General features: G+C 63.2%; 17 protein-coding genes and 1 tRNA gene. 6 read left to right on the top strand and 12 right to left on the bottom strand.

The annotated features are described in order from the left end of the window. Positions 1-35 precede the first annotated feature (35 nt). Both BMI88_RS18270 and cysQ read right to left on the bottom strand, forming a co-directional pair. A complete protein-coding gene (locus BMI88_RS18270) occupies positions 36-836 on the bottom strand; it encodes a manno-octulosonate cytidylyltransferase (RefSeq protein ID WP_078550962.1) in 801 nt (266 codons plus the stop codon). Beyond that, complete coding sequence (cysQ, locus tag BMI88_RS18265) at positions 836-1,630, bottom strand: 3'(2'),5'-bisphosphate nucleotidase CysQ (protein WP_078522200.1); 795 nt, start codon at positions 1,628-1,630, stop codon at positions 836-838. Before cysQ ends, BMI88_RS18270 begins: the two co-directional genes overlap by 1 nt. A 131-nt stretch (positions 1,631-1,761) precedes the next feature. On the opposite strand from cysQ, the gene BMI88_RS18260 reads away from it, so the two are divergent. After that, positions 1,762-2,583 (top strand): ABC transporter permease, encoded by an 822-nt coding sequence (locus BMI88_RS18260; protein ID WP_078550961.1) that lies wholly within the window; start codon positions 1,762-1,764, stop codon positions 2,581-2,583. A gap of 33 nt (positions 2,584-2,616) precedes the next feature. On the opposite strand, the gene BMI88_RS18255 is transcribed toward BMI88_RS18260, so the two are convergent. Beyond that, positions 2,617-3,645 (bottom strand): LacI family DNA-binding transcriptional regulator, encoded by a 1,029-nt coding sequence (locus BMI88_RS18255; RefSeq protein ID WP_256376242.1) that lies wholly within the window; start codon positions 3,643-3,645, stop codon positions 2,617-2,619. A 329-nt stretch (positions 3,646-3,974) separates the two neighbouring features. Here BMI88_RS18255 and BMI88_RS18250 point away from each other — a divergent pair. Further along, positions 3,975-4,051 (top strand) — tRNA-Arg (locus tag BMI88_RS18250). Between the two features lie 56 nt (positions 4,052-4,107). Here BMI88_RS18250 and BMI88_RS18245 read toward each other — a convergent pair. The 4 genes from BMI88_RS18245 to BMI88_RS18230 form a co-directional block, all read right to left on the bottom strand. Then, positions 4,108-5,355, bottom strand: a complete 1,248-nt coding sequence (locus BMI88_RS18245; protein WP_078550960.1) for a saccharopine dehydrogenase family protein — start codon at positions 5,353-5,355, stop codon at positions 4,108-4,110. 51 nt (positions 5,356-5,406) lie between these two features. Next, a complete protein-coding gene (gene nspC, locus BMI88_RS18240) occupies positions 5,407-6,501 on the bottom strand; it encodes a carboxynorspermidine decarboxylase (RefSeq protein ID WP_078550959.1) in 1,095 nt (364 codons plus the stop codon). Between the two features lie 62 nt (positions 6,502-6,563). Further along, entirely contained in the window at positions 6,564-7,268 is a 705-nt protein-coding gene (locus tag BMI88_RS18235; protein ID WP_078550958.1) for a hypothetical protein, read from the bottom strand. Beyond that, complete coding sequence (locus BMI88_RS18230; RefSeq protein ID WP_078551126.1) at positions 7,240-7,521, bottom strand: hypothetical protein; 282 nt, start codon at positions 7,519-7,521, stop codon at positions 7,240-7,242. Before BMI88_RS18230 ends, BMI88_RS18235 begins: the two co-directional genes overlap by 29 nt. A 169-nt stretch (positions 7,522-7,690) precedes the next feature. On the opposite strand from BMI88_RS18230, the gene BMI88_RS18225 reads away from it, so the two are divergent. The 3 genes from BMI88_RS18225 (at position 7,691) to BMI88_RS18215 (ending at position 10,198) form a co-directional block, all read left to right on the top strand. Further along, on the top strand, positions 7,691-8,242 hold the full coding sequence (locus BMI88_RS18225) for a hypothetical protein (protein WP_078522204.1): 552 nt from the start codon (positions 7,691-7,693) through the stop codon (positions 8,240-8,242). A gap of 103 nt (positions 8,243-8,345) precedes the next feature. After that, entirely contained in the window at positions 8,346-8,981 is a 636-nt protein-coding gene (locus BMI88_RS18220) for a ribonuclease HII (protein ID WP_078550957.1), read from the top strand. 113 nt (positions 8,982-9,094) lie between these two features. Further along, positions 9,095-10,198, top strand: a complete 1,104-nt coding sequence (locus tag BMI88_RS18215; RefSeq protein WP_078550956.1) for a site-specific DNA-methyltransferase — start codon at positions 9,095-9,097, stop codon at positions 10,196-10,198. 240 nt (positions 10,199-10,438) lie between these two features. Here BMI88_RS18215 and BMI88_RS18210 read toward each other — a convergent pair whose 3' ends face one another. The 4 genes from BMI88_RS18210 to BMI88_RS18195 are packed head-to-tail and all read right to left on the bottom strand — an operon-like array spanning position 10,439 to position 12,765. Further along, positions 10,439-10,828, bottom strand: a complete 390-nt coding sequence (locus BMI88_RS18210; protein ID WP_078541755.1) for a MarR family transcriptional regulator — start codon at positions 10,826-10,828, stop codon at positions 10,439-10,441. Positions 10,829-10,881: 53 nt separating this feature from the next. Continuing rightward, the gene (locus BMI88_RS18205; protein WP_078550955.1) at positions 10,882-11,709 is read right to left on the bottom strand and encodes a carbon-nitrogen hydrolase family protein; all 828 of its coding nucleotides are present in this window, start codon (positions 11,707-11,709) and stop codon (positions 10,882-10,884) included. A 4-nt stretch (positions 11,710-11,713) separates the two neighbouring features. Beyond that, on the bottom strand, positions 11,714-11,971 hold the full coding sequence (gene grxC, locus BMI88_RS18200) for a glutaredoxin 3 (protein ID WP_078550954.1): 258 nt from the start codon (positions 11,969-11,971) through the stop codon (positions 11,714-11,716). A gap of 35 nt (positions 11,972-12,006) precedes the next feature. Next, positions 12,007-12,765, bottom strand: a complete 759-nt coding sequence (locus tag BMI88_RS18195; RefSeq protein ID WP_246831928.1) for a ComF family protein — start codon at positions 12,763-12,765, stop codon at positions 12,007-12,009. On the opposite strand from BMI88_RS18195, the gene BMI88_RS18190 reads away from it, so the two are divergent. Further along, positions 12,764-13,600, top strand: coding sequence for a methyltransferase domain-containing protein (locus tag BMI88_RS18190; protein ID WP_078550952.1), 837 nt, complete (start codon positions 12,764-12,766; stop codon positions 13,598-13,600). The genes BMI88_RS18195 and BMI88_RS18190 overlap by 2 nt on opposite strands. Here the strand turns inward: BMI88_RS18190 and BMI88_RS18185 are convergent. After that, on the bottom strand, positions 13,592-14,938 hold the full coding sequence (locus BMI88_RS18185) for a trehalose-6-phosphate synthase (protein ID WP_078550951.1): 1,347 nt from the start codon (positions 14,936-14,938) through the stop codon (positions 13,592-13,594). The two genes, BMI88_RS18190 and BMI88_RS18185, sit on opposite strands and share 9 nt — an antisense overlap. Between the last annotated feature and the right edge of the window lie 7 nt (positions 14,939-14,945).

The following is a 14,945-nucleotide window of genomic DNA, read 5'->3' as shown; positions in this document are numbered from 1 at the left end:
CATTTTTAATGCGATAGGCGAGAAATTGCGTGCGTTCAGGGAAGCTGCATCTGCAGCATCATGGATTCGATCCGGGCCACATCTGACGGATTGTTGAGTTCCCAGAACTGCCGTCCGCGCGACTCGACCTCTGTGCAGAGCACCGCGCGACCGTTCTCCAGAAAGCGCAGCTGCTCCAGCCCTTCGAGCGTCTCCAGAGGCCCGATCGGCCAGCCCGCATAGGCCGCCAGCGTGTCCGGCCGGTAGGCATAGACGCCCACATGGTGGAACACCGGCGTGGGGGCTTCGTCCGCGTAAGTCTCGGAGGTGAAGGGAATGACCTCTTTCGAGAAATAGAGCCCGCGATTGCCAGCTCCGAACACTGCCGTCGTGCCGCCGACGCGCCCGTTCTGGCGATCTTCCAGCAGGCTGTTGAGCATCGCGCCTTCGCAGCGCAGCACCGGGGTGGCCAGCTCGGCCCAGTCATTCGCGCGCAGGCCTGCAACGAGGTCTTCGATGAACCACGCGGGGGTCAGCGGCGCGTCGCCCTGAAGGTTCACGACGATGTCGAAATCACCGCCAAGGGTCGCGGCCGCTTCGGCGCAGCGCTCGGTCCCGTTGCGGCAGCTCTCGGAGGTCATCACCACCTCGGCGCCGAAGGCTTCGCAGGCCTCGCGGATACGGGAGTCATCGGTCGCTACCACGACCCGGTCGACGCCGCCGACCTGCGTCGCGGCCTCCCAGCTGCGCTGGATCAGGGTCTTTTTCTCGCCCGTGGCGCCGGTCAGTTCGACCAGAGGCTTTCCGGGATAGCGGCTCGACGCGTAGCGCGCCGGGATGACGATCAGGACCGACATTACTTCACCAAGAGAACGCCGGGGGCATAGGCGATGAAGAACGGGTTCTCGAAGCCCGGCTTGCCATAGGTGAAGGGCGCGTGATCGTCGAAGCGGATCATTTCGCCGCCCGCGCCGCGCAGAACCGCGTCACCGGCTGCCGTATCCCATTCCATCGTGCGCCCGAGGCGCGGATAGAGATCGGCCTCGCCGGTCGCGACAAGGCAGAACTTCAGCGACGACCCGGCCGAAGCCATGTCCTTCACCGCGTATTTGCCGATGTAATCGTCGGTCGCCTGATCGCGATGCGATTTCGACGCGACGACCATCAGGCCGCGATTGTCGGGCATCGAGACGGTGATCGGATGCTGCTTGCCGGGGCGTTCCTTGTCGAAGGGGCCATCCTCTTCGACCGCGCGGCCCTCGGCAAGCGTGTAGAACAGACGTCCCTTGGCGGGGGCGTAGACCACGCCGCGCACGGGCTTGCCATTCTCGACATAGGCGATGTTCACCGTGAAATCGCCGCGGCGCTTGACGAATTCCTTCGTGCCATCGAGCGGATCGACGATGAGGAAGGTCGATACCTCCTGCGAATGGCTCGCGGCCTGCTCTTCGGTGACGAGCGGCATATCGGGAAATTCTGCGCGCAACCCTGCGGAAATCAGCGCGTCGGCGGCCTCGTCGGCCTCGGTCACCGGCGAGTTATCCGACTTCGACTTCACCTCGAAATCGGGCGAGTCGTAGATCTCCATGATCTTGTCGCCTGCTTCGAGCGCCAGCCGCCGCATCACTCGCATCAGATGTTCGAAATCCATCGTCACGCCTCTCCCGGCCTTGTTCTGGCCCAATTGCTATGCTCCAACTCCCCCCTTATGATGCGGCGATAAGGGTTGAGCAAGCAATCCGACCTAGCTTGGGCCGCAACGATGCCCGAATCGGCAGGGACATGTTCAGACCAGAGACGAAATCGACCAAGCTCGGCACGACCTTCAGCCTGCTGGAGCTGATCTATCACGCCACCGTGCGCAATCTGCGCAAGAACCACGGGAATGCGTTGATCGGTCTGTTGCTGAATATGTTTCAGACGATGCTGCTGGTTATCTCTTTCTACATCATGTTCAGCGTGCTCGGGATGCGGTCGAGCTCGGTGCGGGGCGATTTCCTGCTCTACATCATGACGGGCATCTTCCTTTACATGACCCACACCAAGACCCTTGGCGCGGTCTTCGGGTCGGAAGGGCCCACATCGGCGATGATGAAACACGCGCCGATGACCACGGCGATCTCGATCGCGTCGGCGGCGCTGAGCGCGCTCTATATTCAGGTGCTGTCGATGGTGACGGTGCTCTACGTCTACCACGCGGCCTTCAAACCGATCGAGATCTACGACTGGGTCGGCGCGTTCGCGATGGTGTTGCTGGCGTGGTTCACGGGGCTCGCGGTCGGAGTCGTGCTGCTCGCCGCGAAGCCATGGGCGCCCGAAGTGGTGAGCGTGATCCAGCAGGTCTATACCCGCGCCAACATGATCGCCTCGGGCAAGATGTTTCTCGCCAATAATCTGCCGCACAAGATGCTGATCCTGTTCAACTGGAACCCGCTGTTTCACACGATCGATCAGGCGCGGGGCTACACCTTCATCAACTACAATCCGCATTTCTCGAACTGGGAATATCCGCTCTATGTCGGGCTTGCGATCCTGATGATCGGCCTTCTGGGCGAGTTCTACACGCGGCAATACGCGTCGCTTAGCTGGGGCGCGCGGCGCTAAAAGGCAGGCGGTGCTTGCGCTGCCGCCTTGGGATCAACGTTTACGGATCGTGTCGCCCGGATCGAGGGTCGGCTCCAGCTCGATCACTTCGCCGCCGATCATCCCGCTTTGCGAGCGCCCCGAAATGATCTGCGCCGCCTTGCGGCCGATTTCAGCCCGGCAGGCATTCATCGTGGCGAGTCGCACCGACAACCCGTCGAGCAGTTCCAGCCCGTTGAACCCGGCCAGACCCATCTTGTTCGGCACGTCGATGCCGTTATCGAGGCACCAAAGCAGGCCGCCCGCGCCGATCATGTCGTTGGAGTAATAAAGGAAATCGAGATCGGGCGAGCGCTTGAGCATCGTCTCCGTCATCTCGCGCCCTTTCGCGAGCGCAGAACCGCCCGCGTAGAACTCGGTATCGGCCAGTTCGATCCCCGCCTTGGCGAGCCCTTCCTTGAACCCTTCGAGCCGTTTGCGCGCCCGATGATCCTCGGGCATTTTCGTGCCGAGGAACCCGATCTTGCGATAGCCCGCGGCGATGATCGCCTCGGCCATATGCAGCCCGGCGCGGCGATGCGAAATACCCACGACCGAGTCGATCCCCTCGCCATCGACATCCATGATCTCGACCACCGGAATGCCTGCATTCTGCAGCATCGCGCGCGAGGCGGGCGTGTGCTCGACCCCCGCGATAATTACCCCCGAGGGGCGCCACGAGAGCATCTCATAAAGAACCTGCTCTTCTTTCTCGGGCGAGTAATTCGTCACGCCGACGACCGGTTGCAGCCCGGTATCCTCGAGCTCGTCGGACACGCTCGACAGCACTTTCGGGAAGACGAGGTTCGACAGTGACGGGATGATCACGGCCACGAGGTTCACCCGCTGAGAGGCCAGCGCGCCCGCGATCTTGTTGGGCACATAGCCAAGCGCTTTCGCGGCTTGCAGGACTTTTTCCCGTGTCGCATCAGACACATCGCCGCGATTGCGCAGCACGCGGCTGACGGTCATCTCCGAGACGCCGGAGGCTTCGGAGACATCGCGCAGGGTCAATGGACGGCGGGTTTCGATAGGGCGAGACAAGGGCGGTTCCTCAAGGTTCTCCTCTTGTTAGCGCCAAACATTTCCCTTGCGCAAGCGAATGATGCCAAGTATGTTAGCGTTAACGGTCGTAGGGTCGGATAATCTCCGCCCGATACCTGGAACGACCCGCGCCGGTGTCGGATTCGTCACGGCGAGGGATGCGAAAGGGGGCGCAGTGGGCCAATTTGCGCTCCCTTTTCTTTCCTTCCCCCCGAAATCCTGAAATTTCTGCACGACCCGCATGCATAGGAATATGCGCGCGGTTTTCTGTTGCAGCGCAGCGATGGACTTGCGCCACAAGCTCTTTGGCGGCATCAAAGGCGCAGCGCGGTCCCGTGGCTCAACTGGATAGAGCAGCCCCCTCCTAAGGGGCAGGTTGCAGGTTCGAATCCTGCCGGGATCGCCAATCAGACATGAAAAAGGCCCGCGCGATGCGGGCCTTTCGTGTTTCTGGCAAGTCGATCAAACTTCGGTCCAGGCCTTGTCCTCGCCCTTGAGCCCACCGACCATCACGCGGGTCGGAAGGCCGATGCGGTCGAGTTCGGTGAAGAAGGGCTTGGGGTCCATCTCTTCGACGTTCTTCATCGTCTTCGCATCCCAGTCGCCCTGCGCGATCAGGATCGCGGCGGCGACCGGCGGCACGCCCGCGGTGTAGGAGATGCCCTGCGAGCCGACCTCTTCATAGGCCTCTTTGTGATCGGCGACGTTATAGACGAAATATTCTACGTCCTTTCCGTCCTTCGTACCTTTCACCAGATCGCCGATGCAGGTTTTGCCGGTGTAGTTCGGCGCGAGGCTCGACGGATCGGGCAGCACGGCCTTCACCACTTTCAGCGGCACGACTTCCAGACCTTCCGCGGTTTTCACCGGCTGCTCGGAGAGAAGGCCGAGGTTCTTCAGCACGGTGAAGACGTTGATGTAGTGATCGCCGAAGCCCATCCAGAAGCGCACATCGGCCTGCGGATAGTTGGTCGCCAGCGAATGCACCTCGTCATGGCCCGACTGATAGGCCTGCGACGGACCGACGACGGGCAGATCCCACTTGTGGCCCGAGGCGAACATGCTCGTCTCTTTCCACTGCTGGTCTTCCCAGTAATAGACGACGCCGGTGAATTCGCGGAAGTTGATCTCGGGATCGAAATTGGTCGCGAAATACTTGCCGTGCGAGCCCGCGTTGATGTCGACGATGTCGATGGATTTCACCTCGTCCATCTGGTCGATGGCGAAACGCGCATAGGCATTCACCACGCCCGGATCGAAGCCCGCGCCGAGGATCGCGGTCACGCCATGCTCGGTGCACAGGTCGCGCTTCTTCCACTCGTAATTGGCATACCACGGCGGGGTTTCGCAGATCTTGTCGGGCTCTTCGTGGATCGCGGTGTCGATATAGGCGGCGCCCGTCGAGATGCAGCCGTCGAGCACGTGCATATTCACGAAAGCGGTGCCGACGTTGATCACGATCTGCGCGCCGGTCTCGCGGATCAGCGCTGCGACGGCCTCGGAATCGGTCGCATCCACCTCATGCGCCTCGAACGTGCCGTCCACTTTCATCGCGCCCTTTTCGCGCACGCTGTCGATGATCGCGTCGCATTTCGATTTGGTGCGCGAGGCGATATGCAGGTCGCCAAGGATGTCGTTATTCTGCGCGCATTTATGCGCCACGACCTGGGCGACGCCGCCCGCTCCGATGATGAGCACGTTCTTTTTCACTTCGGCTGTCTCCTTTTTCTGCGGACAGGGGAAGGGGGCTCTTGTGGGCCCTCAGGACAATGAGGCGCGATAATCCTCATAGGTGAAGTCGCGAATCCGGTCGATGTTCCCATTTTCGCGGCGGATGGCGATGGCGGGCATCGCCACGCCGTTGAACCAGTTCTTCTTGACCATCGTGTAACCGGCGGCATCGGCAATCGAGATACGGTCGCCGATTTCGAGCGGTTTGTCGAACCGCGCCTCGCCGAAGATGTCACCCGCGAGGCAGGTCTTGCCCGCGATCTGGTACTCAAACTCGCCCTGCTGCGGCAGCTTGGCGGTCTCGCGATAGATCAGCAGATCGAGCATATGCGCCTCGATGCTGCTGTCGACGATGGCGATCTTCTTGCCGTTATCGAGAATGTCGAGAACCGTCACCTCGAGCGAGGCTGTCTGCGTGATCGAGGCCTCACCGGGCTCTAGATAGACCTGCACGTCGAAATCCTCGGAGAATTTCTTCAGCCGGTCGGCGAGCGCGTCCAGCGGGTAATCGTCGCCGGTGAAATGGATGCCGCCGCCGAGGCTCACCCATTTCAGACGCTTCAGGATATCGCCGAACTCCGCCTCGATCCGGGAAAGCTGATGATCGAACAGCGCGAAATCCGCGTTCTCGCAATTGTAGTGGATCATCACGCCCGAGATGCGGTCCATCGCCGCTTCCAGCCGCTCGGCATCCCATTCGCCCAGACGCGAGAACGGCCGCGCCGGGTCCGCGAGATCGAAGCCGGAGGTCGAAAACCGCGGGTTCAGGCGCAGGCCACGTTCGATATGCGCGGCCTTGTCGCCAAAGCGATCCAGCTGGCTCAGCGAGTTGAAGATGATCTTGTCGGCATAGCCGATAGCCTCGTCGATCTCGTGATCGGCCCAGGCGACCGAATAGGCATGGGTTTCCTTGCCGAATTTCTCACGACCCAGATGCAGCTCGAACAGCGAGCTGGAGGTCGTGCCATCCATGTAGGGCTTCATGATGTCGAAGGCCGACCAGGTCGCGAAACATTTCAGCGCCAGCAGGGCTTTCGCGCCGGACCGCTCGCGCAGACGCTCGATCTTGCGCATGTTCTCGCGCAGGCGCGCCTCGTCGATCAGGTAGAAGGGCGTGTCGGACATGGCTCTCCCTCGGGTCAACAGACCCTGCGATATAGGGCGCATGTGACAGTGGCGCAACCGGATCAGTCGACTCGGATCGCATCCTTGGCCACGCTAAGTGCATAGCCTTTGCGGGAAATGTTGCGCACGAGAAGCTCGCTGACGAGCTGATTTCCGAGACTGTCGCGCAGGCGTTTGATCCGCGTGGCGCCCGCCGCCTCGTCGCAATCGGCCTCGTCCCGGCCCGAGATCATCGCCTCGATCTGCACGCCGGTGAGGATGTCGTCGTCCATCCGCGCCTCGGCCAGCACCGACAGCGTCTCGATCGCCGCCGGGGTCAGGGTGAAGCCCATATCGTTGAGCATCACCGCGTTTTCGCCCCGCAGGATGCGTAAGGACTGCACTTCGATCCCGGCGCGGCGAATCTCGGTCATCCGCTTGTTCAGCGCGATCAGCAGCAGAAGGAAGACGATCGTAGCGATCAGAAGGGCGGCGGCGAAGATCAGCAGGATGAAGATGATCACCCGGTAGTTCGCCAGAACGTCCGAGAACGCCGTGCCCGATTGCGCCAGAACCTCCAGCAGCTTGATCTCGGCTTGCGAGGTCAGATTGTCGTTCTGCACGAAGATCTGCTCGACCCGGGCATTGAACGCATCCGCGTTCGGCAGATTCGCGAACAGCAGCACCGCGGCCACGGCGAGAATCGCGACCACGGCCACGATGCCGCCCACGACCGCGCGCGAGCCGAGTCGTAAACTATCAGTAACGGAGGAAATATTGTCCGGCACTGGCCTTCCTTTGCTCCAAGCCTTCCGCGCCGAATGTGGAGAGAACCGTCAGCAAGGTCCACCCATCGGCTTTCAGCTTCGGCGCCAATTCGCGCGCCGCCGCCTTTTTCGAACAGGCCGAGTCCGAGACCTGCGCTACCCCGTATTGCAGCTGCAACGGGTTGTCGCGCTTGGCCTTGTAATCGGCATAGCACTCGGCCTGCGCGGCCGAGGCAGAGGCGAGAAACGCCAATATGAGGACTACGTGTTTCATGTGGAACACGCTGCGCCCAACGCCCGTGTTATTCAATAGCCAAAGGGGGTTGGCCCGCCTGTTATCCGATAGCAGGGGGCCGTTATTGCCTGACTTTCGCCCCTCGGCCCAATCTCGCTTCATCGACGTCATGCGGCCTTCCGGGCTGCCGAGTGAAAGGACCGAAGCCATGAGCCTCAAGACCAAGGCCACCGCCGCCATCACCGCCCTCGCCCTCGCGTTGGGCTCCGTCGCGATCAGTGCTACGCCCGCCGCCGCGCTGGGCAAGAAGGACCGTCAGGCGCTGAGCATCCTGCTTGGGGTCGGTGCCGCCGCGCTGCTCCTCGACGGGATGAACAAGAAGGATCACAAAGCGAAGAAGGCGCAGCCGCGCTACGAGAGCTGGCAGGACCGCCAGCGTCGTCTGGAACGTGAACGCCGCGAGCGCGAGCGCCGCGAAGCCGAGGCCCGCCGCCAGCGCGCGCAGGAGCGTTACGACCGCGACCACCGCCGCTATAGCCATGACCGCGACCGCATCCGTCTGCCCGCGCAATGCGTGCAGCGCGTGAAGACCGGCCGGGGCTGGGGCGAGGTGGTTTCCGCCTCCTGCCTCGATCGCCGCACCGAACGCCGCCTGCCCGCCAATTGCGCCTTCACGATGAAGACCGGCCGTCACGGCGTCGAGAAAGTCTATGGCAGCAACTGCCTCGAGGATCGCGGGATCCGTCTCAGCCGGCGTTAAGCCATGCGGCAGACGCCATAAGAGCGTCGTCGAGCAGTGCGGGGGCCTTCGGGTCCCCGCTTTTTCATTGAATAGACCTGCCGTTCCGGGGCATTTCGAAGAAATGGCACAGAACCCCGATTTCTCTTTCGAAGAAGCCGCCTTCGCGCGCGGCCTGACCATCGTTGCAGGCGTGGACGAGGTGGGCCGCGGTCCGCTTTGCGGTCCGGTGACGTCAGCGGCGGTCATTCTCGATCCCGCCCGCATTCCCGAAGGTCTCAACGACTCGAAGAAGCTCACCGCAAAGCGCCGCGCCGATCTGGCCGCGCAGATCATGGACTGCGCCGAGTTCTGCGTGGCCCATGCCAGCGTCGAGGAAATCGACGAACTCAATATCTACCACGCCTCGCATCTCGCGATGTGCCGCGCGGTCGACGGGCTGGCCCGGACCGCCGATCATGTGCTTGTCGACGGTAACCGCGTGCCGCGCGACCTGAAGTTGTCCAGCGAACCGATCGTGAAGGGCGATGCCCGCTCTTTGTCGATCGCGGCGGCCTCGATCCTCGCGAAAGAGGCCCGCGATTTGCTCATGGTGGATTTGGCGCAACAGTATCCGGGCTACGGCTGGGAGCGGAATGCGGGCTACCCGACCAAGGACCATCTGCAGGCGCTTCTAGATTTAGGGGTCACCCCCGTTCATAGACGAAGCTTCAAGCCGGTCCACAATATCTTGTGCCAAGCGAATTATATAACCCCTTGATTCAAAAAAGAAATTGACGATGAATCGCCTTTGACTCATTTTTATAGCCATAGATCGGCACAAAGCCGGCTCCCAGATATTGGGCCCTGAGGCGGGCAGTTAAGAGGCTAAAAATGGCAAAGACCAAGACTCCGGTGGTGCGCAATGCACTGCCCCTGAACGAAATTCTGGATGGCGATTGCATCGAGATGATGAACTCGCTGCCCGAGGACAGTGTGGACCTGATCTTCGCCGATCCGCCCTACAATCTACAGTTGCGCGGTGACCTGCACCGCCCCGATAATTCCAAGGTCGACGCGGTCGATGACGCGTGGGACCAGTTCGGCTCCTTCGCGCATTACGACAATTTCACCCGAGACTGGCTGAAAGCCGCGCGCCGCATCCTCAAGCCGAACGGCGCGATGTGGGTGATCGGCTCCTATCACAACGTGTTCCGCATGGGCGCAGAGCTGCAGAACCAGGGCTTCTGGATTCTCAACGACGTCGTGTGGCGCAAATCGAACCCGATGCCGAACTTCCGCGGCAAACGCCTGACCAACGCGCATGAGACGCTGATCTGGGCGTCGAAATCCGAAGGCGCGAAATACACCTTCAACTACGAGGCGCTGAAATCGCTCAATGAAGGCGTGCAGATGCGCTCCGACTGGGTGATCCCGATCTGCAATGGCGGCGAGCGTCTGAAGGATTCGAACGGCGAGAAAGCCCACCCGACCCAAAAGCCCGAGGCGCTGCTGCACCGTGTCCTCGTCGGTACCACCAATCCCGGCGACGTGATCCTCGACCCGTTCTTCGGCACCGGCACGACCGGCGCCGTGGCGAAGATGCTCGGCCGCGATTTCATCGGTATCGAGCGCGAGGAAGCGTATCGCGAAGTCGCGCTCAAGCGCCTCGCCAAGATCCGCAAATTCGACAAGGAAGCCCTTGAAGTTTCCACGTCGAAACGCGCCGAGCCGCGCGTGCCCTTCGGCCAGCTGGTCGAACGCGGGATGCTGCGCCCGGGCGAGGAGCTGTATTCGCTCAACGGTCGCCACAAGGCCAAGGTCCGCGCCGATGGCACGCTGATCGGCGACGACGTGAAAGGCTCGATCCATCAGGTCGGCGCCCATCTCGAAGGCGCGCCGAGCTGCAATGGCTGGACCTACTGGACGTTCAAGCGCGATGGCAAACAGGTCCCGATCGACCTGCTGCGCCAGCAAATCCGCGCCGAGATGAACTGAGGCTCGGCCCTCTCTCAAGAATTAGAAGTTACCGCCGGTGCCGAGGGCCGCTCCTCGGCACGCGCCTTGCCCCGCCGTGCGAAACGGCGGGGTCTTTTCGTTTGTGCTGACGATGAAAAGGGGCCTGCCCCACCGCGCCCCCGGGGATATTTGAACAAGAACAAAGAGCCGGATTTCGGCTTGGCGGAAATATCCCGGGGTGAATGGCCGCAGGCCAGAGGGGCAGCGCCCCTGCCGCATTCAGGCCTGGCCGAGGCGAGCGCGCAATTCGCGCAGCACCGGCAGGGTGGCGCGGACCTTATCGGGGCCGAGATCGCGCACGATCCCTCCGATGATCGGCATCAGCGAGGCCAGAGCCGCATCGCGCGCCCGCCGACCGGAGGGCGAGAGCGACACCCATTTGCGCCGCGCATCGTCCCAGTCGGGCCGGATATGCACATGCCCCGCCCATTCCAGCTTGGCGAGCGTGTTGGTCATCGCACCGCGGGTCACATGCAGCGCCTCGGCCAGTTGGGCGGGCGTGCGCTCTTCGTTGATATGGGCTAGCAGGTTGAGCACCGAGAAATGCGAGATTTCCATGCCCTTCGGCAGGGCACGGCTCACCACGTTGCGCGCCAGCTGATCGGCCATGAAGACCTCGGCGAACAGCGTCGCGGCAAGCGGATCGTTCTCGGGCGGGGTGCTCACGGCGCTTCGAAGCTCCGGTCATGGAAGAGGGACCGCAGGCGCGAGCGCACCGCGTCCACCTGATCGAGATCGAGTTCGACGTGCGTCACGCCTGGCTCGGTTCCGCCATCGGCCAGCACCTTGCCCCACGGATCGACCGCCAGCGAATGGCCCCAGGTCCGGCGCGGCCGACCGCCATGCGCGGCATGGGTGCCGCATTGCGCGGGGGCCAGCACGAAGCAGGTATTCTCGATCGCGCGGGCACGCACCAGAACCTCCCAATGGGCGGCCCCGGTCGTGTCGTTGAACGCCGCCGGGATCGTCAACACCTGCGCCCCGGCCTGCGCCAGCGTCCGGTAGAGATGCGGGAAGCGCAGGTCGTAGCAGACCGACAGGCCGAGCTGGGCGTATTTCGTGGCGCCCAGAACCGCCTCGCGCCCGGGGCGGTAGGCTTCGGATTCGCGGTAGCGTTCGGTCTCGGACACGTCCACGTCGAACATGTGGATCTTGTCGTAGCGGGCTTTGATATTGCCCTTGCGCCCGATCAGGAAGGAGCGATTGGCGAAGCGCGCATCGTCTCCGGATTTCAGGCAGAGCGAGCCGATCAGGATATAGACGCCAAGGCGCTCTGCCTCGTTGCAAAGCGCCTCAAGCGTCGGGTCGTGATGCTCGTGATGCAGGACCGCGTTCTGATGGGCGCGATCCGACGAGATCAGGTTGGTGCATTCCGGCGTCGCGATCAGCTGCGCACCTTTCGACGCGGCATCGCGGATGAAGTCGAGCGTGACCGGCAGGTTCTGTGCCGGATCATCCGTGACCGAAAGCTGAACGAGCGCCGCCTTCATCGCGTCAGCTCGCCAGCATCTGATCGAGCTTGCCCGAATGTTCGAGCGCATGCAGCTCGTCGCAGCCGCCGATCGGCTCGTCGCCGATGAAGATCTGCGGGACGGTCCGGCGGCCATTGGCGCGCTGGGTCATCGCGGCGCGCAGTTGCGGTTCGCGCCCGACATCGGTTTCCTCGTAGGAGATGCCCTTCTTGTCTAACAGGCGCTTGGCCATGATGCAGAAGGGGCAGGTTCTGGTGACGTAGATTTCGACGCGTTTCATTCTCAATTCCCTTTGGTCTGCGAGACTATAGGGATTTAGGGTGCCTTCGCAACGCGTGCCAGTGTCACAGTGCAGATCGGCTCTGCGCCTGCGCTCAACGCCGCCTCCGTCGCGGCGGAAAGCGTCGCCCCCGAGGTCATCACGTCATCGACGATCAGGAGCGGACGCCCGTGCAGCAGCGCGGCGCGGCGCGGCGTGACGGTGATCGCGCCGTCGAGGTTGGCGTGCCGCTCATCGCGAGTTTTGCCCTTCTGGCTCGACGTCGGGCGGGCGCGGGTGAAGAGATCGGCGCAATAGGCGTGCCCGGTGCGGCGGGCCAGCGCGCGGGCCAGCTCCGCCGCCTGATTGAAGCGCCGTCGCAGCAGCCGCAGCCGATGCAGCGGGATCGGCGCGATCAGCGTGTCGGGCGTCAGGAGCGGTCCGGCCGCCCGCGCCATCCAGTCGGCCAGCGGCGGCACCAGATCGAGCCGGTCGCCATGTTTCAGCGCTAGCACAAGATCGCGCCCGGTGCCCGAGTAATGCATCACCGTGCGGCCCTGCGCCCAGGGTCGCGGATGGGCGAGGCAGTCGTCACACAGAATGGCCGTGTCGCTTTCGCCGGGGAGCGGCGTGCCGCAGGCGTCGCAGACCGTGCCGCGCGCGAAAGTGGTCTCGGACCAACAGGCGCCGCAAAGGCCGAAATCCGTGCCGACCGCGTCGCCGCAGGCGATGCAGCGCGGCGGAAAGAGAGCGCGCAATCCCAGACGTCCCGCCGCTAGCATCCGGCTTCGAACCTCGTTAAGGGTTTCTGCCATGGATACGCCGCCCCTTCTGACCGACCGCGCCGCGCTCGAGCGCCATAGACTTCGCGCCGCCCGTGCGCCCGAACTGTTTCTGCACGAGGACGCGGCGGCTGAACTTGAGGAAAGGCTGCAAGAGGTTAACAGAACCTTTACGGCCCCCGCGCTGATCGCCGCTTTTCCCGAGCCGTGGCGCGAAATTCTTCCCGACGCGAAGGTGGTCGCGGATACCGATGTGCTCGATCTGGAGGAAGGCGCGCATGATCTGGTGGTCCACGCGCTCTGTCTGCATTGGGCGAATGATCCGGTCGGGCAACTGGTGCAGGCGTCGCGCGCGCTGAAACCCGACGGGCTGTTCATCGGCGTGATGTTCGGGGGCCAGACGCTGAGTGAGCTGCGCGCGGCGCTGGCGCAGGCCGAAGCTGCGATTACGGGAGGCTTGAGCCCGCGGATCGTGCCGATGGGTGAAATTCGTGACCTCGGGGCGCTGATCCAGCGGGCGGGGCTGGCGCTGCCGGTCGCCGATGCGGTGACGCGCAAGGTGACCTACGAGACGCCGCTGCGGCTGCTGTCGGACCTGCGCGCGATGGGCGAGACCAATGCGCTCGCCGCCCGCGATCGTCGCTTCCTGCGCCGCGATGTGCTGACCGAGGCTCTGCGCCTTTACATGGAGACCTATCAGGAGCCCGATGGCCGGGTGCGCGCAACCTTCGACATGGTCTGGCTCACCGGCTGGAAGCCGCATCCCGATCAGCAGAAACCGTTGCGTCCGGGATCCGCGGCACAGCGGCTCGCCGATGCGCTGGGCACCACCGAGCACCCGAGCGGCGACAAGCCCGGCTCAGCCTAGCGCGTCGAGGAAGGACTTCGACCACCAATGCACGTCATAGGTGGTCAGCCCCGTCATCAGCGACCGATAGCGTTCCCGCCGTTCGCCGCGCGACATCATCAGAGCGGTCAGCATCGAAGTCGCGACCTGTTCCGGATCGTGCGGGTTCACCATCAGCGCCGCATCCATCTGCTCGGCCGCGCCCGCGAATTGCGACAGCATCAGAACGCCGGGATCGTCGGGGTTCTGCGCCGCGATGAATTCCTTCGCGACGAGGTTCATCCCATCCATCAGCGGCGTCACCAGCGCCACATGTGAGGCGCGATAAAGCCCCGCCAGCACTTCGCGCGGTACCGAACGGTTGATGAAGCGGATCGGGACCCACTGGATGTCGGCGAATTGCCCGTTGATCCGGCCCGAGAGATGCTCGGTCTCTTCGCGGATATCGTCATAGGCCTGCACGCCCTCGCGGGTCGGTGGCGAGATCTGCAAGAGCGAGACGTAGCGATGCCAATCCTCGTGCCGCTCGAGAAACTCGCCGAAGGCGCGGAAGCGATGCGGCACGCCTTTGGAATAATCCAGCCGGTCGACGCCGATCATCAGGCGGCGATGATCCTTCACGATCCCAGCGGGCAGTTTGTCGAACTCGGTCTCCGCCAGTTCCTGAAACTCCCGCGCATCGATCGAAATCGGGAACGCGGCGATCCGGCATTGGCGGGGTGAGAGATGCACATAGCCCGCGCCCAGATTGGAGGCGTCGGCGATCTCGATCATCGAGTGGAGACAGGCGCGCACGTCGCGCTCTGCCTGAAGGCCCACGAGGTCGTAATTCGCGATCCACTGGCAGACCTCGCGCCCGTTGGGCAGGGCCTGCATCGCGGTCGGGCCGGGGAAGGGCGTGTGCAGGAAGAAGCCGATCGGATTGGTCACGCCCATCAGGCGCAGCTCGTAGGCCAGCGGCAGCAGATGGTAATCCTGCACCCAGATCCGGTCGTCGGGTTTCAGGAACGGGGCCACGAGCTTCGCGATCCGCCGGTTCACCTGCTTGTAGACGCCCAGATATTCCTGATGAATATCCATCAGATCGGCGCGGCCGTGGAACAGCGGCCAGAGCACCGAATTCGAATAGCCCGCGTAATAGTTGTCCTGCTCGTCCTGAGTCAGATCGAAGCAGTAGCGCCTGAACGGCCCGCCCTCGATCTCGCGCAACTCTGCGGCAGGCGTGTCGGCAATCTCGCCCGAGGTGCCGATCCAGATGCCGCCGGTTTCCTCCAGCACATCGCCAAGCGCCACGACCAGCCCGCCCGAGGGGTTGGCCCCGGTGGGAATGCGGTTCGAGATGCAGATCAGGCGGCCCATTCGTCGT

Origin of the sequence: Thioclava sp. F36-6 (assembly GCF_002020305.1) — a bacterium.
GTDB lineage: Bacteria > Pseudomonadota > Alphaproteobacteria > Rhodobacterales > Rhodobacteraceae > Thioclava > Thioclava sediminum.
The sequence above is the reverse complement of the archived record's forward strand: the minus strand, read 5'-3'. Positions and strand labels throughout refer to the sequence as shown.